Origin of the sequence: Treponema sp. Marseille-Q4523 (assembly GCF_016901105.1) — a bacterium.
In the GTDB taxonomy this organism is placed as follows: domain Bacteria; phylum Spirochaetota; class Spirochaetia; order Treponematales; family Treponemataceae; genus Treponema_D.
Map to the genome: position 1 here is coordinate 1 of NZ_JAFEVM010000045.1, position 18,068 is coordinate 18,068.

Here is an 18,068-nt window from a genome sequence, read left to right on the forward strand (position 1 = left end):
ATACGAATGTATGAATAGTGAATACTTAAAAGGAGGCATGATAAAAAGGTAATACGGCACTTGTTCAAGTCAGAGTTGATGAAGCTCTAAAAGATGAAGTTACTGATATCTATAATCATTACGGACTGGATTTACCGACAGCTATCAGGATTTTTATGAAAAAAACGGTTGCAGTTAATGGACTTCCTTTCGACCTTAGAGATGACTCAAATAAAAAAAATATCTGGCAATATTTCGGAAGCGGCAAAGATATCGAAATGAATATATCCGCTGAACCGGATTTTTCTGCTGATACAAAGCTGGAGGCAATGTGAAGTATTTTTTGATTTATATCCGACAGCCGTTTTTGATAAAAAATCATCAGTAGAATACGGAAAATTAAGAAAAATTTTATCGTCAAACGGCATCATAATCGGTCCGAATGACATGATGATTGCAGCGACAGTTCTGGCAAACGACGGAACCTTGATAACACATAATGTCGAAGAGTTTTCAAGAGTCGAAGGCCTATTAATTGAGGATTGGACGACAGAATATCCGGCAAAATAATCCCACGATGAATAAATCATCTGCGTCTCCCCTGCCCCTCGCCGATTTTTCGCGGTATTTTTCGTCAATTTTTTCGCTTTACATTTTCGGAATAATGCTTTATTATTTTCCTTGTGGATGTGCCGTCGGCACAAGAGGGAGCAATCCCCATACAAGACTTGCTGTAGCAAAGTAGCAGTGCAGAGGAACAAAAATTGGCATTCAAAGTCACGATCATCGGAGCCGGTCAAGTAGGCTCTACGATCGCGTATTCGCTCACCGTTAAAGGCATCGCGTCTGAAATCGTAATGATCGATATCAATACGCAAAAAGCTTTGGGCGAAGCGCTCGACATTAGGCAGGGTACGCCGTTCTGCGACCCCGTAACCATTTATGCAGGAACCTACGTGGATGCAAAGGATTCCGATATCGTCATCCTGACATCGGGCGTCGCTCGAAAGCCCGGACAGTCGAGGCTGGATTTGGCGCAGACGAACGTCGACATCACGAAGAGCATCATCCCCGAAATCATCAAGTATGCTTCGACGGCGATCTACGTGATCGTTTCGAATCCCGTAGATATTTTGACATATCAATTTTACAAAATGTCGGGACTGCCGCAAAATCAGGTTTTCGGTTCGGGAACGATCCTCGACACTGCCCGCCTTCGCGCACGCATTGCCGAATACTACCACATCGCACAGCAAAACGTACATGCATACGTTTTCGGCGAACACGGAGATTCATCGTTTATTCCGTGGTCGCTTGCAAATATCGCGACGATCCCCGTCGACGAATATAAATCCTGTCTCGAAGACAACGACAAACTCATTCCGCCGCTCGTTCACGACGAAGTCGAATCCTATATTCGAAGTTCGGGCGGAAAGATCATCGAACGCAAAGGGGCGACCTTTTATGCCGTAGCGATTTCGGTCGCGCACATCGTCGACTGCATCAACAACGCCGCCGACACGACGCTCACCGTTTCCGCGATGGCGAACGGCGAATACGGCATAAAAGATGTAAGCCTTTCCATGCTTTCCGTCGTCGGCCGCACGGGATTTCACGGGCACTTGCTCGCACCGCTTTCCGATATGGAAATCGTACAGATGCGGCGCAGCGCGGACTGCTTAAAAGACGTGATCAAACAGATACGGTTTTAGTATCGGCGATTTGATGTGATTGCGGACGATCGTTCGCAGGATCGGAAAATGCGCCGAATACGAAGATCCCGTTTTAATAAAAACAGGATTTCAAAATCCGTTTGACATCTTGCGTCGCTGCCCGATTATCGGTTTCTTTTTCCGAACACTATCCTCACCCGCAATCATTTCATCTTAACAATTGCGATTCGGTCGTTTCGAATTTAATAAAATTCGAAACGATTACTTACAATAGTGACATACGGGGAAAAGCGATGGGCGATTTCAGAATTGAACACGATTCGATGGGAGAAGTAAAAGTTCCCGCCGATAGATATTGGGGAGCGCAAACCGAGCGCAGCCATGAAAATTTCCGCATTGGTGTCGGTATTGAAACGATGCCGCGCGAGATCACAAAAGCGTTCGGGCATTTGAAAAAAGCCGCCGCGCGCGCGAACTGTGCGCTGAAGCCTGAAAAGATGACGGCGGAAAAACTTTCGTGCATAGAAAAAGCCTGCGACGAAGTGATCGAAGGAAAACTCGACGAACACTTTCCGCTCGTCGTATGGCAGACGGGAAGCGGCACACAGTCGAATATGAACGCGAACGAAGTGATCGCAAACCGCGCAAACGAAATCGCGGGTAAAAAGCTCTGTCATCCGAACGACGACATCAACATGAGTCAGTCGAGCAACGATACTTTTCCGACGGCGATGCACATCGCAGCCGTCGTCGAAATCGAAGATAAACTCTTTCCGGCGATCGACTTGCTTGTATCGACGTTTAAAAAGCTCGAAGCGGTAAACGAAAACGTCGTCAAAAGCGGGCGCACGCACTTGCAGGATGCCGTCCCGATTTCGTTCGCACAGGAGATAAGCGGCTGGCGGACGTCCCTCGAAAAAGACAAAACCCTCATTTCACTCGCGCTTCCCGAATTGAAAGAGCTCGCTCTCGGCGGTACGGCCGTCGGTACGGGACTCAACGCGCCTCGAGGCTTCGACGTAAAAGTTGCCGAAGAACTGTCTTCTCTCACCGGAAAGCGCTTTATCACGGCTCCGAATAAATTTCACGCGCTCACGAGTAAAGACGAAATCGTCTTTGCACACGGAGGAGTAAAAGCGCTCGCGGCGGATTTATTAAAAATCGCAAACGACGTGCGCTGGCTCGCTTCGGGGCCGCGCTGCGGTCTCGGCGAAATACACATCCCTGAAAACGAGCCGGGTTCTTCGATCATGCCGGGAAAAGTCAATCCGACGCAGTGCGAAGCGGTGACGATGGTCGCGGTGCAAGTGATGGGAAACGACGTCGCCGTCGGTATCGGCGCGAGTCAGGGCAATTTCGAACTCAACGTATTTATGCCGGTTATCGCGTATAATTTTTTGCAGTCGGTACGCCTGCTTTCCGAAGCGATCGTGTCGTTCAACGACAACTGCGCGTCGGGCATTACGGCGAACAAAGAAAAAATGCACTTCAACCTCTACAATTCGCTCATGCTCGTCACCGCGCTGAATCCGTACATCGGTTACGAAAACGCGGCAAAGACGAGTCACAAAGCGTACGAAGAAAACATTTCGCTGAAAGATGCATGCGTATCGCTCGGTTTTTTGACTGCGGAAAAATTCGACGAAGTTTTTCATCCCGAAGAAATGGCGGGCGTAAAGCGTTGAAGCGCGGTGCCGGATGCGACGGGCTTTGCAAAGAGCACGACGCGCTCGGAGAAAAGTTTTATTGAGGGGTTTTTGAGTATGGACGATCACCGTATATATTCGTATTTTCCGGGATGTACGCTTCGGAACAAAGCGATCGATTTGGATCGCTATGCCCGTTCCTCGGCCGAAGCGCTCGGGTTTACGCTCGAAGAGATTCCCGATTGGCAGTGCTGCGGCGGAACCTATCCGCTGGCAAAAGACGAAATCGCGACAAAGCTTTCATCGGTGCGCGCACTTGCGGCCGCCCGCGATGCGAAGAGGGAACTCGTTACGATATGCTCGGCGTGTCACAACGTCATAAAGCAGGTAAACGACGATATGAGGCGGGACGACAACGTCATCGTAAAAGTCAACAACTATTTTAAAAACGACGGCATCTCCTATCACGGGGAAACGAAGGTGCTGCACTATCTCGAAGTGCTTCGCGACGCGGTCGGCTGGGAAAACGTCAAAGCGAAAGTGACGAAACCGCTTGCGGGCAAAAAAATCGGAGCGTACTACGGCTGTCTCCTGCTGCGGCCGGGACGCGTTATGAAGATGGACGATGCGGAAAATCCGAGCATCCTCGAAGATTTTATATCGGCGATCGGAGCGACACCGGTGCGTTATTCGCTTCGGAACGAATGCTGCGGCGCGTACACGATGTTCGACGGCGGGGATATTCCCGAAAAACGGTGTAAAAAAATTTTGGATAACGCCGAATCGCAGGGAGCCGAGCTGCTCGTCACCGCCTGCCCGCTCTGCCGTTATAATCTCGTAAAAAATCGGAGCGCTGAAAACGTAAGCGTTCTGTATTTTACCGAACTGCTCGCCGAAGCGCTCGGCGTCAAGGAGCAATGCCGTGCTGCAGTCTGAACTCAATAAGATCCGCGATGAAATACTTTCGGTCAGCGGAGTAAACGTGCGCAAGTGCATGCAGTGCGGAAAGTGTTCGGGTACTTGCCCGTCCTACGACGATATGGAATATCATCCGCACGAATTCGTACACATGGTCGAAACCGGCGATATCGAAGCGCTTTTGAAAACGGAATCGATGTACCGCTGTCTGTCGTGTTTTGCGTGCATGGAGAGGTGTCCGCGCCAAGTCGAACCTGCGAAGATCGTGGAAGCGGTGCGCACCGTCGTCGAACGCGAGCGGGGTGCGGAACGCCTCGCCGCGGAAAAAGTGCCGCTGTATATCGACGGCGATATACCGCAGCAAGCGATCGTCAGCGCATTCAGAAAGTATAGGAAGTGAGTATGCGGAAAATCGGAGTTTTTGTGTGCCACTGCGGCACGAATATAGCGGGCACGGTCGATGTAAAAGCCGTCGCGGACGCGCTCGGAAAAGAAGCGGGCGTCGTCTTTTCGACGGACTACACCTATATGTGTTCGCAGACGGGTCAGGATCTCATAGCCGACACGATAAAAAAACACGAGCTCGGCGGAGTCGTCGTGTGTTCCTGTTCGCCTCGTATGCACGAAGCGACGTTCCGAAAGTGTGCGGAAAAAGCGGGTATCAATCCCTACCTGCTCGAAGTAGCGAACATCCGAGAGCAGGATTCGTGGATATGCAAAGATATGCCGACGGCGACGGCAAAAGCGATTTCGCTCGGAAAAGCTGCGATCGCAAAAGTGCTGTTGAACGAACCGCTCACTGCGGGCGAAACGCCAGTCACCAAACGCGCTCTCGTCATCGGCGGAGGTATCGCGGGCATTCAGACGGCGATCGACATCGCGGACGCGGGGTTTCCGGTAGACATCGTCGAAGCGAAGCCGACGATCGGCGGCAAAATGGCGCAGCTCGACAAAACCTTTCCGACGCTCGACTGTGCGGCCTGTATCCTCACGCCGCGCATGGTCGAATGCGGGCAAAATGAAAATATCAGGATCCTCTCGTACAGCGAAGTGACGGATATCAAAGGATTCGTCGGAAACTTTACCGTGACGATAAAGCGCAAAGCGCGCTACGTCGACGAAACGAAATGTACGGGCTGCGGCGAATGCGTGCAAAAGTGTCCGCAAAAAAAAGTGCCGAACGAATTCAATATGAATCTCGACAAGCGCTCCGCGATCTATATTCCCTTTGCGCAAGCCGTTCCGAAAATCGCGACGATCGATGCCGCACACTGCATGAAGCTCACGTCGGGAAAATGCGGCGTCTGTTCGATGGTGTGTCAGGCTAAGGCGATCGACTACGGTGCGAAAGATACGTTCATCGAAGAAAAATACGGAGCCATCGTTGCCGCGACCGGCTACAATCCGATCGACTTGTCGAAGTTCGACGAGTTCGCGTATTCGCAGAGCAAAGACGTCGTATCATCCCTCGAATTCGAACGCCTCATGAATGCGGCGGGGCCTACCGGCGGCACCCTGCTCCGCCCTTCCGACGGCAGGCATCCCAAAACGATCGTATTCGTCCAATGCGTCGGAAGCCGCTGTTCGGCGGACGCGGAAAAGGGTCACGAATACTGTTCGAAAATATGCTGTATGTACACGGCAAAGCACGCGATCCTCACGAGAGACCACTACCCCGATACGGAGTGCTACGTGTTTTATATCGACGTGCGTACACCGGGAAAAAACTTCGACGAATTCTACCGGAGAGCGGTTGAACAGTACGGCGTGCACTATATCAAAGGCATGGTCGGAAAAGTGTCCGTCGAAGAAGACGGCACGCTCGACGTGCAAGGCTCGGATCTGCTCATGGATAAACAAGTGCACATCAAAGCCGACATGGTCGTACTCGCCGCTTCCATCGAAGCGGATAAGTCCGCGCGCTCATTGGCGACGATGCTCACCGCGAGCATGGACACGAACGACTTTTTTACCGAAGCGCATCCGAAACTCCGCCCCGTCGAAAGCCCGACTGCCGGCGTCTATCTTTCAGGCTGCGCACAGGGGCCGAAGGATATACCCGAAACGGTTTCGCAGGCAAGCGCGGCGGCGAGCAAAGTTATCGGATTGCTTGTAAAGGATAAACTGAAAAACAATCCCTGCGTCGCCGAATCCGACGAAGCGATGTGCAACGGCTGCTCGCAGTGCGAAAACGTGTGTCCCTACGGTGCGATCACGTATATCGATAAAGACTTCCGCGGCATAAACCGCACGACGGTGACGCGCCGAGTCGCGCAGGTAAACCCTGCCGTCTGTCAAGGCTGCGGCGCGTGTACGGTCGCCTGTCCCTCGGGAGCGATGGATCTCAAAGGATTTACGAATAAAGAAATCATGGCGGAGGTCGATGCGCTATGTCTGTAAAAAACGATACGGCGTTTGCACCCGGTATTTCCTCAAACGCCGGCACGAAAAGCGGCACGAAGCCGAAGACTGTCGATACGGCTGCCGGAAACGATGTTCTCGAAAAAAAGAGTGCATTCAAACCGAAGATCGTAGCCTTTTGCTGCAACTGGTGTTCGTACGCGGGAGCGGATTTGGCCGGCAGCAATCGCCTCGAATATCCCGCCGACGTCAAAATCATCCGCATTCCCTGTTCGTGCCGCCTGAACCCGATCTTTATCCTGCGCGCGTTTCAGCGGGGAGCCGACGGCGTCATCCTCTGCGGCTGTCACCCGGGAGACTGTCACTATACGAGCGGCAACTATTTTGCGAGACGGCGTATGACGCTCCTCTTTTCCATGCTCGAATTCCTCGGCATCGAAAAAGGGAGGACGAGAGTCGAATGGGTGTCCGCGGCGGAAGGCGCAAAATTTGCCAAAACGATGCATGAATTCGTCGAGACGGTAACGGCGCTCGGAGAAAACAAACGGCTGGAGGATTTACGATGCAAAGCGAAATGACCGGCGAATTGGTAAGCCGCGCAAAAGCGCTGCTTGCGGATAAAACCGTACAGCTCGTGCTCGGCTGGAGAAGAGGCCTTTTCGATTACGATGTAACGCCTTCGCTTTTTACGTCGGCGGACGATGTCGAAAAAAACTTCGTATACAACGAATACAGTGCGGCGAATCTGTCGAAATACCTCGTCAAAGAAACGCGCAAAATCGAAACGGCGAAAAATACCGTGCGTGCGAACAACGCGCTTGCAAAACAAAAAGACGCGAACGCCGAAACGCAGGCGGAACCCGAAGCGAAAATACTCGTGTTTTTAAAACCCTGCGACACCTACAGCTTTACCGAATTGCTGAAAGAACACCGCATTTTCAGAAGCGACGTATACGCGATCGGCGTTCCGTGCGACGGCATGAAAGACCCCGAAAAAAGAGAGCTGTCCGAACGCTGCGCCGTGTGCAAAAGCAAAAAACACATCGGCTGCGACGAACTTATCGGAGAAGACGGAGACGTCAGGGATTCCGCGCGCTTCGACGAAGTTGCAAAGCTCGAAGCGATGACGGAAGAAGAGCGCTTTGCGTTTTGGCAAAACGAACTTTCGCGCTGTATCCGCTGCAATGCGTGCCGCGACGTCTGTCCCGCCTGTACTTGTACGACGTGCGTATTCGACAACCCCGCATCCGGCGCTGCACAAAAAGTCGCCGCATCGAGTTTCGAAGAGAGCATGTACCATATCATCCGCGCGTGGCACGTTGCAGGCCGTTGTACCGACTGCGGCGAATGCTCTCGCGTGTGTCCCCAGCGTATTCCGCTGCACCTCATCAATCGAAAATTTATTAAAGACATCGACGAACTCTACGGTTCTTACACGGCGGGAAGCGATATGGAGACAAAGCCGCCGATGCTCACGTATAGGACGAGCGACGCGGAGCCCGACATCATCTATTCGCGTTCGGGAGGTACGTTATGAGAACTTTCGTATCGCTGCCGTTTGAAAAACTCGACGAGCTCTTTGCCCTCATCGCACAAAAGGAAGCGCTGTATATTCCCGTAGACGACGCATCGGGTAAAGCCGATTTTAAACGCTGGAAAAAAGGCGCCGTCCTTTCGTCCGAGCTTAAAACGGTGAGATCGGCAAAAGATTTTTTCTTTCCGAAAATCGAAAACCTCGTGCACTACAAGCTTTCGGGCAAAAAAATCGAAGTCGAAGATCCGCGTACCGAATCGGAAGACTTTGTCGTTTTCGGCGTACGTGCGTGCGACGCTGCAAGTTTTGCGATCGTCGACGACGTGTACATCAATATGGAGCCGGTCGACACCTACTACAAAACGCGGCGTGAACACGGTACCGTCGTCACGCTCGCCTGCTCGGAACCGAAAGAAACCTGTTTTTGTAAACTCTACGGCATCGATGCTGCCGAGCCGCAAGGAGATGCGAGCGCGTGGATCGCCGACGGAAACGTCTTTTTTCGCGCAAACACCGAAAAGGGAGACGCGTTTATCGAAATCATCAAAAGCATGACGAGCGAGAGCGGCGCGGATATCGTCGAAAAACAGCAAAAGGCGACGCGGGAAAAAATCGACAAACTGCCTTTCGTCGATATCGACCTTTCGAAATTTCGCGGCGAAAACATGCTTTCGATTTTCAATCTGCCGGTGTGGGAAAACCTTTCGGAAGCGTGCTTGGGCTGCGGCACTTGTACATACGTGTGTCCGACGTGCATGTGTTTTGACATCAGGAGTTTCGATACCGGATGCGGCATACGGCAGTTCCGCTGCTGGGACAGCTGTATGTTTTCGGACTTTACAAAGATGGCGGCAGAAAATCCGCGACACACGCAAAAGGAGCGCTTCCGTCAGCGCTTTATGCACAAGCTCGTGTATTATCCGATGGATCACGGCGGCGTTTACAGCTGCGTCGGCTGCGGGCGCTGTCTTGAAAGCTGCCCCATCCGCATGAACATCGTAAAAGTTATGAAAACGATAAACGACGACACCCGAATCGAAAAGCCGGAGGTACACGATGGAAAATGACATGTTGATTCCGTACATCGGCGTGATCACCGACATACGCGATGAAACGGGAGACGTAAAGACTTTCCGCGTGGTCGGACGCGACGGGAAAAAATTGTTTTACCACAAGCCCGGTCAGTGCGCGATACTCTCCGTTCCGGGCGTCGGGGATTCCATGATTTCGATAACGTCCTCTCCGACGGTCGAAGCATATCAGGAGTTCAGCATAAAAAAATGCGGATGCGTCACGTCGTGGCTGCATGCGGCCGAAGAAGGACAGGAGATAGGCGTGAGAGGTCCGCTCGGAAACGGCTTTCCCGTCGACACCGTTTTTAAAGGCAAAGACTTGCTCTTTGTCGCAGGCGGTATAGGTCTCGCTCCGCTTCGAAGCGTCATCAACTACGTCCGTTCTCACCGAAGCGATTACGGCAAAGTGACGATCGTTTACGGTTCGCGCTCGAAACAGGATCTCGTCGCGTACAAAGAGATCACCGAAGAGTGGATGAAAGCTCCGGACTTTACCGTATATTTGACGATCGATAAAGCTCAAGACGATTGGGACGGTCACGTCGGTTTTGTGCCGCCCTATGTCAAAGAGCTCAACCCCGATACGAGTATGACGGCGATCATGTGCGGTCCGCCCATCCTCATCCACTTGACGCTCGCCGGACTCAAAGAGATCGGCTTTAAAGATACGCAGATATTTACGACAATGGAGATGCGTATGAAATGCGGCATCGGAAAATGCGGCAGGTGCAATATCGGCGACAAATACGTATGTAAAGACGGGCCGGTGTTTTCGTTCGACGAACTCGGAGCCCTTCCGCCCGAATATTGACGGACGATATGTCGAGTTTGGAAAGTATCAGCTAACAAAGCTGTACTTTTCGAGTTTTATTAAACTCGAAATTTTCCAACTGTTTGAGGTATCAATAAATGGCGAGTTTTGAAAATAAATAAAATTATGCTTACGGCGAGGTTCCGGCTGCGTGCCGTTTCGAGCGTTAGGCTTACGGAAGCCTGCCCCAAAAGCTCGACCGCGGCTAAGCGGACGGGTTCTTGCCGAAAGCATCGATTTATTTAGCTAATATTTTCAAAACTCGAAATTTGACCTAATAATTTAAAGAGGACTGTGCTATGTCGGAAAAATTGATAAACATTTACCTGTTCGGGAAACGATATGAAGTGCCCGAACATCTGACGATCATGAATGCGATGGAATACGCCGGTTACGAACTCGTGCGCGGCTGCGGGTGCAGAAACGGTTTTTGCGGCGCATGCGCGACGGTGTACCGCATCAAAGGACAAAACCGCCTGTACACGTGCTTGGCGTGCCAGACAAAAGTCGTCGACGATATGTACATCGCGACGCTGCCGTTTTTTCCGCTCGTAAAACAAGTGTACGACATCGATGCGGTCACGGCCGAACAGCGGATCATGATGGAGCTCTATCCAGAAATCTACGCGTGCGTCGGCTGCAATGCGTGTACTCGCGCGTGCCCGCAGAATTTGCACGTCATGCAGTACATCGCCTATGCGCAGCGCGGCGAATTTCAAAACTGCGCGGACGAATCTTTCGACTGCGTTATGTGCGGCATCTGCTCGTCGCGCTGTCCGGCAGAAATCAGCCATCCGCAAGTGGCCGAACTCGCGCGCCGCTTAAACGGCAAATACATCCAGCCGGAAGCAAAGCATTTGACCGAACGCGTCGGAGAGATCAAAGACGGAAAATTCGAAAGCCTGATTCAAAATCTTATGGCAAAGCCGATCGATCAAATCAAAGAGCTGTACAACAGCCGCGACATCGAAGCGTGACGAAAAGGAGCGTGAACACATGTATACGGGCATTATGAAAGAGTCGGCGGAAAAGGTCGCCGCAAAGAGAAAGGAAAACGCCGCATTTGAACCGCGCCGCATGAGCGCGGAAGAAAAAGACGCAGTCCTGCGGGAATATCATCCCGATCATATAACGGAGCAGTTTACCGAACTTACAATCGGGCCGAATAAGGGTGAAAAAGCGCCGCTTGAGCTTGCGGAAATTTTACAAGGCATGCCGCGCATAGAACCTGAAAAAATCGATTTGACGAAAGCCGATTACGAAACCGACGTACTCATCATCGGAGGAGGTGGTGCGGGAACGGCGGCGGCGATAGAAGCGGACAACGCGGGCGCAAAAGTGCTCCTCGTCACAAAACTCCGCGTCGGAGATGCGAACACGATGATGGCCGAAGGCGGCATTCAAGCGGCCGACAAAGCGAACGATTCGCCCGAACGGCATTTTCTCGACGCTTTCGGCGGCGGTCACTTCGACGCAAAAAAGGAACTCGTCTACGAACTCGTCACCCGTGCGCCCGAAACGATTCAGTGGCTCAATACGCTCGGCGTCGAATTCGACAAAGAAAAAGACGGCACGATGATTACGACGCACGGAGGCGGCACGAGCAGAAAGCGCATGCACGCGTGTAAAGATTATTCGGGCGCCGAAATCATGCGCACGCTCCGCGACGAAGTTTTAAATCGCGCCGAGCGGATCACCGTCGTCGATTTTACGAGCGCGGTGGAATTATTAAAAGATGAAAAAGGAAACTGTGCCGGTGCCGTGCTCATGAACATGGAAACGAAAGAGCTGCTCGTCGCAAAGGCGAAAGCCGTCATCATCGCGACGGGGGGAGCCGGACGCATGCACTATCAGGGCTTTCCGACATCGAACCACTACGGCGCGACGGCGGACGGACTCGTGCTTGCGTATCGCGCGGGCGCAAAACTCCTCTATCAGTATTCGCTCCAATACCATCCGACCGGCGTCGCCTATCCGCAGCAAGTGTTCGGCGCGCTCGTTACGGAAAAAGTGCGCTCACTCGGCGCAAAAGTGTGCAATATCGACGGGGACGCTTTTATCCATCCGCTTGAAACGCGCGACGTGGAAGCGGCCGGCATCATCCGCGAAGTAAAAAAAGGCAAAGGCATTCCGACGGGTATGGGAGAAGGCGTATGGCTCGACACGCCGATGATCGAGTTGAAAAACGGCGAAGGCACGATCGAAAAGCGCATACCCGCGATGCTGCGCATGTTCGAAAAATACGACATCGATATCAGGCGCGATCCGATCCTCGTCTACCCCACCCTGCACTATCAAAACGGCGGCGTCGAAATCGACAGGGAGTGCAAAACGAATATCGGAAACCTCTTCGTCGCAGGCGAAGCATCCGGCGGCATCCACGGGACGAACCGTCTCATGGGCAACTCGCTTTTGGACGTCGTCGTCTTCGGACGCATCGCGGGAACGGCGGGCGCACGAGAGGCGCAAAAAAACGCGATGCCTCAAAAACTTTCGCTCGAACACGTAAAGGATTTCGAAAAAGAGCGGGCAGCGGCGGGCATAAAAACGCAAACGCGCTCACCCCGCCTTTTGCCGCATTATACGCATAGAGACGGCGAACTCTAAAAACGATATAATCTGCACAGGAAGGAATGATAAAAACTATGGAACATCAGGTACTTGAATTTCTCGGGATCTTAAAAGGCGGCGTATTTTACCCCGCGAGCATTCTCGAATCGATTATGATTTTGTGCTTCGGTCTTTCGTGGCCGATGTCGATCGCCCGCTCGCTGAAATCGAAGTCGACAAAGGGCAAAAGCCTTTTGTTTATGTGCTTTATCACATTCGGCTATATCTGCGGCATAAGCGCAAAGTTTCTCGAACACAAATACAACCTCGCGTTTTGGTTTTATATCCCGAACATCATCATGGTGACGACGGATATATGCCTCTATTTTCGGAATAAGCGGATCGAAAATTCGGTGAGTGAAACGATTATCATCGAAGCGTAAGCGCTCATGCGCCCGTCCGCTTCGATAAAGTCGCGCAAGCGGACGATTTGATTTGCGCGCTCGCCGGTACTATCATATAAAGAATACGACAGCTGTCTGAAAAGCAATCGACTTTTCAGACAGAACCGTTCCGCCTTACGAAGCTGAAAGCTGCGCGATAACGTTAATAAAAATAAGAGGTTCGTCCCCTATGTTTTTTAAAGCGTGAGATTGACCCGGTCTTGCTATCGTTATATCGCCCGGTCCGACTTCGATTTCGACACCGTTTGAATCGGTAAAAAGTCCTTTGCCCGAAATGATGATATACACGTCTTCATTGTTGGTATGCTTGTGCAATCCTATCGCAGCACCCTTCGGCAAAGTAAGCCAACCGATCTCTTTAAAAGCGTCCTGATTTCCGGTTTGATTTCTGGTATAAGAAAAATCGCCCAGCAAAGGTCCGACACCGCCGCCCGCCTTTTCCCTGTTCCACGGCGTAAGTTCGCCTCTTTTATAAACCTGGATGCTCCTATCCATATCTGCACCTTGGCTTTTTTGGGCATACAGCTTTGTCGTTGCCGTAAAGACCGTCACCGCAAATAAACCGATTAAAACCGGTACAAACATTTTCTTTGTTTTCATAGATTGTCCTCTTAGAAAATGATTATAAATCGATTTTAATTCCTCAATTTGCTTCTGTCAATAATTTTGTTAAACTCCCGATTTATCATTTCGTCGTCATATTCATCACGCCGTCCCAATCGTCGGGGATACCCTGTTTGAGGTAATCTTTACAGCGTTCGGCGAACACGAGAGATGCTCCGTCGGCCGGGTTGAGTTTATTGGCATTCATAAACATCTTCCCCGCTTTTTTAAAATCGCGGGCGAGGTATTTGTCGAGCGCTTCGTGGAATTCATCGAGGGACGCAAGTTCGTTCTGCGGCATTTCGCTTTTGAAGCCGAGTATATTGTACAGCTGTACGGGCTTATTGATCCCGACGACGCGCACTCTGTCGAGTCTCCTGGAAACGAGTTCGCCTTTGTGTTCGCCCGAATCGGCTTCGTTCCACGTCGTCTCGGAAACGAGGATCCACGACTTGTAGATTTTATTAACGCCTTCGAGTCTGCTCGCGAGGTTTACGTCATTGCCCATGATCGTGTAATTCATCTTCATATTCGTACCCATGTTTCCGACGACCATATTGCCCGTGTTGATGCCGATCCTCGTTTCGAGTTCGCGCGGAATATCCTTATTCGCAAGGTGCTTCTCATTGTACAGTTTTTCCGCCTGCTTCATGCGCACAGCCGCGGCACAGGCGCGGTATGCATGATCGGGCAAATCGATCGGTGCGCCGAAAAACGAAACGATCGCGTCTCCGATGTATTTATCGATCGTGCCGTTATAGTTCAAAATCGTATCGCTGAGCAAACCGAGGTATTCGTTTAAAATCGATACGAGCTGCGTCGGCGTGACGAGTTCGCTGAACGACGAAAATCCTTTGATATCGGAAAAGAGCGCTGTCATGTGTTTGTCTTCTCCGCCGAGCGAAAGTTTTTCGGGATCTTCGACGATCGCGTTGACAACGTCTTTCGAAAGATAGGTCGAAAACGCACGGCGCAAAAATCGCTTTTCCCTGTCACTGAGCACAAAGCGCAAAATGATCCCCGCGATATATACGAACAGCGTAAAAAGGCCGGGTGCGACCGGCGGAATATAATAGCCGGGGACGATCATGAGCAGCACGAAGGCGCTCACGACGAGAGCTGCTGCGATGCCGATCACGGTATTTTGCATCGCATCGGATCTGCCGTACGTGATCAACATGACGAAAAGCATTAAAACAAAGGCCGCGATCATGCCGCAATACCACGGCAACGGCGTGATAAAATCTCGCTGCAAAATCGTGTTCATAACGTTCGCATGCGTGCCGACATTCGGATAGCTTCGCGTAAAGGGGTTCGTTCCGAGATCGGTCGTGCTCGATGCAGTGTTTCCGATGATGCAGTACGACGCGCGGTATACGTCTTTCATATCGTGTACGTACTGCAGATAGGTTTTATAATTGTCGGAAAGGAGGTCGAATTGCTCTTTCATGACGTCGATAAAACTCTCGGCTTGCTCTTGCTGCAGTCCCGCTTTTAAAAGTTCTTTCATACGATCATCGATCGTTTTCATATAGCCCGCATCTATAAACAAACCGATATCGTCGTAAAAGGCTTCCCTCGCGGCAAAATAGTTTTCGTATTCACCTGCGCTTATCCCGTCGATAAGTTCGCCGTCTTCGTTAAAACCCGCGCACTTGGCAAGCAGCGCCTGCTTTTTTTCGTCGATCGCTTTATATTGTTTTAATAATTTTTCCGCAGCACCCGTATAGGCAAGCGCGCTTCCGTCGGGAGCAAGCAGTTCGTTGCCGCGTATATTGCCGAGCGTTGCGACGACGGCCTCTTCGATAAAATCGAGATCTTTTAAAAAGACGAGCGATTCGTTTCGAAACGATTTTCCCTGCTCACGGTGCAGCCAGTTGATAAGCATGCGCCCGCGGCTGTCGAGCGGTATCTTTACGGTCGTTCTTTCCGTCTCTCCCGGAAAAAGCGCGTTGAATACGATGAGCGAGTTCCGCGTACGCTCCATACGTTCGGCATCGAGCGTATGCAAGAGCGGCGCAAACGAAAGCTGAGCCGCGTATTTTCCGTCGTAATCGTAGAGCAGTTCGATTCTCCTCCGCGTGCCGTCGCTGTCGATGACGACGTTCGTAAACCCCGCGCCTGATGCGCGAGCGATAAGCGTGTGGAGCGCGGGAGCGAATCCCGTTTTTTGTCCGTTATACTGTTCGTCCGACGTATGCTGATTGTCGCGCAGAATAAAACCGCCGGTATCGGTGACGTTCGACAGCAAAATGCGTTTTTGCGCGTACGTCCTTTCTTCGTCGGAAAGCGTGATCGCAACGTCGCGCGTGTTTACCGTAAGCCACGTGTTGCCGAAAAACTGGATCGCTCTTGCAAAATAATCGTCGTTATCGCGGTACATTTTCGATGCGATATCGGCCTGCATATTCGAAAGCGCGGGATCGATGTAATCGGCGATCATATCTTTCGTCACTGCCGGCAACTCCGCGCGGGAGATGAAACCGCGGCTCACCGATTCGGAAAGTTCGTTGATGACGTCGGTGATGTCGCTCCTGCCTGCCGAAATCGCCGCGTTCATATTTTCTTCGGCGTTCGGCGCCACTCCTCGCGGAGACGGTGAAAGGTATTCGACATCGAAAACGACGCTTTCCGCACCGAGTTCGCGTATGCGCAAAAGACAATCGGCGATGATGTCACGGCTCCACGGCCATTCGCCGAGCGCCTGAATCGACTCGTCATCGATGTTGACGAATAAAATCTTTTCCGATTGCTTCGGCTCTTTTCGAAGACCGAGCAAAAGGTCGTACATGCGATAATCGAGTTTTTGAAAAAAACCGAAAACGCCGAGCAGAGAAAAAACGGCTGCACTTACAATGAGAACGATAAAAGCGAGTGATGTAAAAAAAGACGAGCTTTTTTTTGTTTTCTTTTCCTGTGCCATACTGCCTTTCAGTATAGCACACATTTACGCATCTGTCAGAGGGTCTGTCTCAAAAGTCAGAACCGTATACGCTTTTTTTGCAGCCTTTTGTTCGGCTTCCTTTTTACTTTTACCGCTTTCGGGACCGTATGCGGCGTCTCCCAGATGCACCGCGACGGAAAACGTTCGATCGTGATCGGGGCCGGTGACACTCACCGTTTCGTAGCGAGGACACTCTTTCGTCTTTTTTTGATACAATTCCTGGAGCAGGGTTTTATAATCTTTCGAGCCGCGGTCGTCGTGGACTTTTTCGATTTCAGGGACGAGAAACGAAAGCACGTATTTTTCGGCGGCCGCATACCCCGAATCGAGAAAGTACGCACCTATGATCGATTCCATACAGTCCGCGAGTATGGCGGGCTTTTGTCTGCCGCCGCTCAGCTCCTCCCCGTGTCCCAAAACGAGCATTTTGTCGATGCCGAAACGGAGCGCGATCGGCGCGAGCGTCTTTTCCGAAACGACGACGGCTTTGATCCGCGCCAAATCCCCTTCGGGATTATCTTCAAAAGTTTCGTACAGATATGCCGCAGCAGCAAGACCCAGCACCGAATCGCCCAAAAACTCGAGGCGTTCGTTGTTGACGGGATGTTTATCGTCGCTTTCGTTCGAATACGAACGATGGCGGAACGCGAGTTCGAGGAGCGAAAGATCGCGAAAGCGTAAGCCGAGCGGCTTACAAAAGGCAACGAGTTGTTTTTTACGTTCGGATGAAAAGCTTTTTCGTTTTATGCACATAAGCCCGCCAACCTACGTCATAAAAAAAACACAAGCGTGAGGGCTTGTGTTTTTATCATAAGGCGCCTCAACGGCTCCGTTATTTTTTTGCCTGTTCGGCTTTGATGAATTCGTACGCGTCGCGGACGGTTTCGAATTCGTTCGCTTTGTCATCGGGAATGCTCACACCCAATTCTTCTTCGATCGCGTAGACGAGCTCGTAAGTGTCGAGACTGTCCGCACCGAGATCTCCTCTGAAAGAAGAATCGAGGGTAATTTTGCTTTCATCGATTTCCAGCTTCTCGGCAATGAGTTTCTGGATTTTGTTGAATAATTCGTCCATGTTTACGCTCCCTGCATCAGCCGTTTGATTCCGGCGTAATTACCTGACGTCCGCGGTAAAATCCGCATTTCGGACAAACACGATGCGGCTGCACCAGGTTCCCGCAGTTGTTGCACGGAACAAGCTGCGGTGCCACAAGATGCATATTCACACCCTGCCGTCTTTTCGTCACGGCTTTTGAAGTTTTTGATCTGGGTACTGCCATTATACTTAAACCTCGCTTTTTTCTGAATAACTGCGGTCAATAGTACAACAGTTTCCAGCCTAATGTCAATCTATTATAACATTTTTCCGCTTTTAGTCAACGCTCCGCATTGCCTCACGTTAAATCTAACCGAAAAAAAAGCTGTTCATCACGTAAAAATCTAACCCAAAATAGAAGCCCGAAGGAAGGGCAAGATGGGGTTAGACATGAAAACGAAAAAGAAATTGACCGA

Annotated in this window: 18 protein-coding genes and 1 pseudogene; 14 read left to right on the forward strand and 5 right to left on the reverse strand. The window is 51.2% G+C overall.

Annotation, left to right across the window (positions count from 1 at the left end; genetic code table 11):
* Positions 1-65 precede the first annotated feature (65 nt).
* The 14 genes and pseudogenes from JSQ97_RS11420 to JSQ97_RS11480 form a co-directional block, all read left to right on the forward strand.
* A pseudogene (locus JSQ97_RS11420) lies at positions 66-314 on the forward strand (type II toxin-antitoxin system RelB/DinJ family antitoxin); the annotation flags it as partial.
* On the forward strand, positions 292-549 hold the full coding sequence (locus JSQ97_RS13230; RefSeq protein ID WP_432894889.1) for a type II toxin-antitoxin system VapC family toxin: 258 nt from the start codon (positions 292-294) through the stop codon (positions 547-549). The pseudogene JSQ97_RS11420 and the gene JSQ97_RS13230, both read left to right, overlap by 23 nt.
* Positions 550-743: 194 nt before the next feature.
* Positions 744-1,691 (forward strand): L-lactate dehydrogenase, encoded by a 948-nt coding sequence (locus JSQ97_RS11425; protein ID WP_205076173.1) that lies wholly within the window; start codon positions 744-746, stop codon positions 1,689-1,691.
* 254 nt (positions 1,692-1,945) lie between these two features.
* Positions 1,946-3,337: a class II fumarate hydratase gene (gene fumC / locus JSQ97_RS11430; protein WP_205076174.1), complete on the forward strand. Its 1,392-nt coding sequence runs from the start codon at positions 1,946-1,948 to the stop codon at positions 3,335-3,337.
* Positions 3,338-3,415: 78 nt separating this feature from the next.
* Positions 3,416-4,234, forward strand: coding sequence for a CoB--CoM heterodisulfide reductase iron-sulfur subunit B family protein (locus JSQ97_RS11435; RefSeq protein ID WP_205076175.1), 819 nt, complete (start codon positions 3,416-3,418; stop codon positions 4,232-4,234).
* Positions 4,221-4,616 carry a 4Fe-4S dicluster domain-containing protein gene (locus JSQ97_RS11440; protein ID WP_205076176.1) on the forward strand — a complete coding sequence of 132 codons (396 nt, stop codon included), beginning with the start codon at positions 4,221-4,223 and terminating at the stop codon, positions 4,614-4,616. Before JSQ97_RS11435 ends, JSQ97_RS11440 begins: the two co-directional genes overlap by 14 nt.
* A 2-nt stretch (positions 4,617-4,618) precedes the next feature.
* The gene (locus JSQ97_RS11445; RefSeq protein WP_187383747.1) at positions 4,619-6,616 is read left to right on the forward strand and encodes a CoB--CoM heterodisulfide reductase iron-sulfur subunit A family protein; all 1,998 of its coding nucleotides are present in this window, start codon (positions 4,619-4,621) and stop codon (positions 6,614-6,616) included.
* On the forward strand, positions 6,607-7,155 hold the full coding sequence (locus JSQ97_RS11450) for a hydrogenase iron-sulfur subunit (protein WP_239447113.1): 549 nt from the start codon (positions 6,607-6,609) through the stop codon (positions 7,153-7,155). The genes JSQ97_RS11445 and JSQ97_RS11450 overlap by 10 nt, the downstream gene beginning before the upstream one ends.
* Entirely contained in the window at positions 7,140-8,114 is a 975-nt protein-coding gene (locus JSQ97_RS11455) for a 4Fe-4S dicluster domain-containing protein (protein ID WP_205076177.1), read from the forward strand. The genes JSQ97_RS11450 and JSQ97_RS11455 overlap by 16 nt, the downstream gene beginning before the upstream one ends.
* Positions 8,111-9,178: a 4Fe-4S dicluster domain-containing protein gene (locus JSQ97_RS11460; protein ID WP_205076178.1), complete on the forward strand. Its 1,068-nt coding sequence runs from the start codon at positions 8,111-8,113 to the stop codon at positions 9,176-9,178. The genes JSQ97_RS11455 and JSQ97_RS11460 overlap by 4 nt, the downstream gene beginning before the upstream one ends.
* The gene (locus JSQ97_RS11465) at positions 9,168-9,995 is read left to right on the forward strand and encodes an FAD/NAD(P)-binding protein (RefSeq protein WP_205076179.1); all 828 of its coding nucleotides are present in this window, start codon (positions 9,168-9,170) and stop codon (positions 9,993-9,995) included. The genes JSQ97_RS11460 and JSQ97_RS11465 overlap by 11 nt, the downstream gene beginning before the upstream one ends.
* 299 nt (positions 9,996-10,294) lie before the next feature.
* Entirely contained in the window at positions 10,295-10,972 is a 678-nt protein-coding gene (locus tag JSQ97_RS11470; protein WP_205076180.1) for a 4Fe-4S dicluster domain-containing protein, read from the forward strand.
* Positions 10,973-10,991: 19 nt separating this feature from the next.
* Positions 10,992-12,602, forward strand: a complete 1,611-nt coding sequence (locus tag JSQ97_RS11475) for an FAD-dependent oxidoreductase (RefSeq protein ID WP_205076181.1) — start codon at positions 10,992-10,994, stop codon at positions 12,600-12,602.
* A 38-nt stretch (positions 12,603-12,640) separates the two neighbouring features.
* On the forward strand, positions 12,641-12,988 hold the full coding sequence (locus tag JSQ97_RS11480) for a hypothetical protein (protein ID WP_205076182.1): 348 nt from the start codon (positions 12,641-12,643) through the stop codon (positions 12,986-12,988).
* Between the two features lie 135 nt (positions 12,989-13,123).
* Here the strand turns inward: JSQ97_RS11480 and JSQ97_RS11485 are convergent, their stop codons facing one another.
* The 5 genes from JSQ97_RS11485 to rpmF all read right to left on the reverse strand — a co-directional run bounded on the left by JSQ97_RS11485 (position 13,124) and on the right by rpmF (position 17,836).
* Positions 13,124-13,609: a cupin domain-containing protein gene (locus JSQ97_RS11485; RefSeq protein WP_205076183.1), complete on the reverse strand. Its 486-nt coding sequence runs from the start codon at positions 13,607-13,609 to the stop codon at positions 13,124-13,126.
* 85 nt (positions 13,610-13,694) lie between these two features.
* Complete coding sequence (locus JSQ97_RS11490) at positions 13,695-16,535, reverse strand: adenylate/guanylate cyclase domain-containing protein (protein ID WP_205076184.1); 2,841 nt, start codon at positions 16,533-16,535, stop codon at positions 13,695-13,697.
* A gap of 24 nt (positions 16,536-16,559) precedes the next feature.
* On the reverse strand, positions 16,560-17,309 hold the full coding sequence (rnc, locus tag JSQ97_RS11495) for a ribonuclease III (protein ID WP_205076185.1): 750 nt from the start codon (positions 17,307-17,309) through the stop codon (positions 16,560-16,562).
* Between the two features lie 79 nt (positions 17,310-17,388).
* The gene (acpP, locus tag JSQ97_RS11500) at positions 17,389-17,631 is read right to left on the reverse strand and encodes an acyl carrier protein (protein ID WP_016520105.1); all 243 of its coding nucleotides are present in this window, start codon (positions 17,629-17,631) and stop codon (positions 17,389-17,391) included.
* Positions 17,632-17,647: 16 nt separating this feature from the next.
* Positions 17,648-17,836 (reverse strand): 50S ribosomal protein L32, encoded by a 189-nt coding sequence (rpmF, locus tag JSQ97_RS11505; protein ID WP_180486266.1) that lies wholly within the window; start codon positions 17,834-17,836, stop codon positions 17,648-17,650.
* Between the last annotated feature and the right edge of the window lie 232 nt (positions 17,837-18,068).

Excerpts from the sequence above, each read along its gene's own strand:
- JSQ97_RS11450 (WP_239447113.1), top strand. The coding sequence starts at position 6,607 with ATGTCTGTAAAAAACGATACGGCGTTTGCACCCGGTATTTCCTCAAAC.
- JSQ97_RS11465 (WP_205076179.1), top strand. The coding sequence starts at position 9,168 with ATGGAAAATGACATGTTGATTCCGTACATCGGCGTGATCACCGACATA.
- JSQ97_RS11485 (WP_205076183.1), bottom strand. The coding sequence starts at position 13,609 with ATGAAAACAAAGAAAATGTTTGTACCGGTTTTAATCGGTTTATTTGCG.
- JSQ97_RS11455 (WP_205076177.1), top strand. The coding sequence starts at position 7,140 with ATGCAAAGCGAAATGACCGGCGAATTGGTAAGCCGCGCAAAAGCGCTG.
- acpP (WP_016520105.1), bottom strand. The coding sequence starts at position 17,631 with ATGGACGAATTATTCAACAAAATCCAGAAACTCATTGCCGAGAAGCTG.
- JSQ97_RS11460 (WP_205076178.1), top strand. The coding sequence starts at position 8,111 with ATGAGAACTTTCGTATCGCTGCCGTTTGAAAAACTCGACGAGCTCTTT.
- JSQ97_RS11490 (WP_205076184.1), bottom strand. The coding sequence starts at position 16,535 with ATGGCACAGGAAAAGAAAACAAAAAAAAGCTCGTCTTTTTTTACATCA.
- rpmF (WP_180486266.1), bottom strand. The coding sequence starts at position 17,836 with ATGGCAGTACCCAGATCAAAAACTTCAAAAGCCGTGACGAAAAGACGG.
- JSQ97_RS11435 (WP_205076175.1), top strand. The coding sequence starts at position 3,416 with ATGGACGATCACCGTATATATTCGTATTTTCCGGGATGTACGCTTCGG.
- JSQ97_RS11475 (WP_205076181.1), top strand. The coding sequence starts at position 10,992 with ATGTATACGGGCATTATGAAAGAGTCGGCGGAAAAGGTCGCCGCAAAG.
- fumC (WP_205076174.1), top strand. The coding sequence starts at position 1,946 with ATGGGCGATTTCAGAATTGAACACGATTCGATGGGAGAAGTAAAAGTT.
- JSQ97_RS11470 (WP_205076180.1), top strand. The coding sequence starts at position 10,295 with ATGTCGGAAAAATTGATAAACATTTACCTGTTCGGGAAACGATATGAA.
- rnc (WP_205076185.1), bottom strand. The coding sequence starts at position 17,309 with ATGTGCATAAAACGAAAAAGCTTTTCATCCGAACGTAAAAAACAACTC.
- JSQ97_RS11480 (WP_205076182.1), top strand. The coding sequence starts at position 12,641 with ATGGAACATCAGGTACTTGAATTTCTCGGGATCTTAAAAGGCGGCGTA.
- JSQ97_RS11445 (WP_187383747.1), top strand. The coding sequence starts at position 4,619 with ATGCGGAAAATCGGAGTTTTTGTGTGCCACTGCGGCACGAATATAGCG.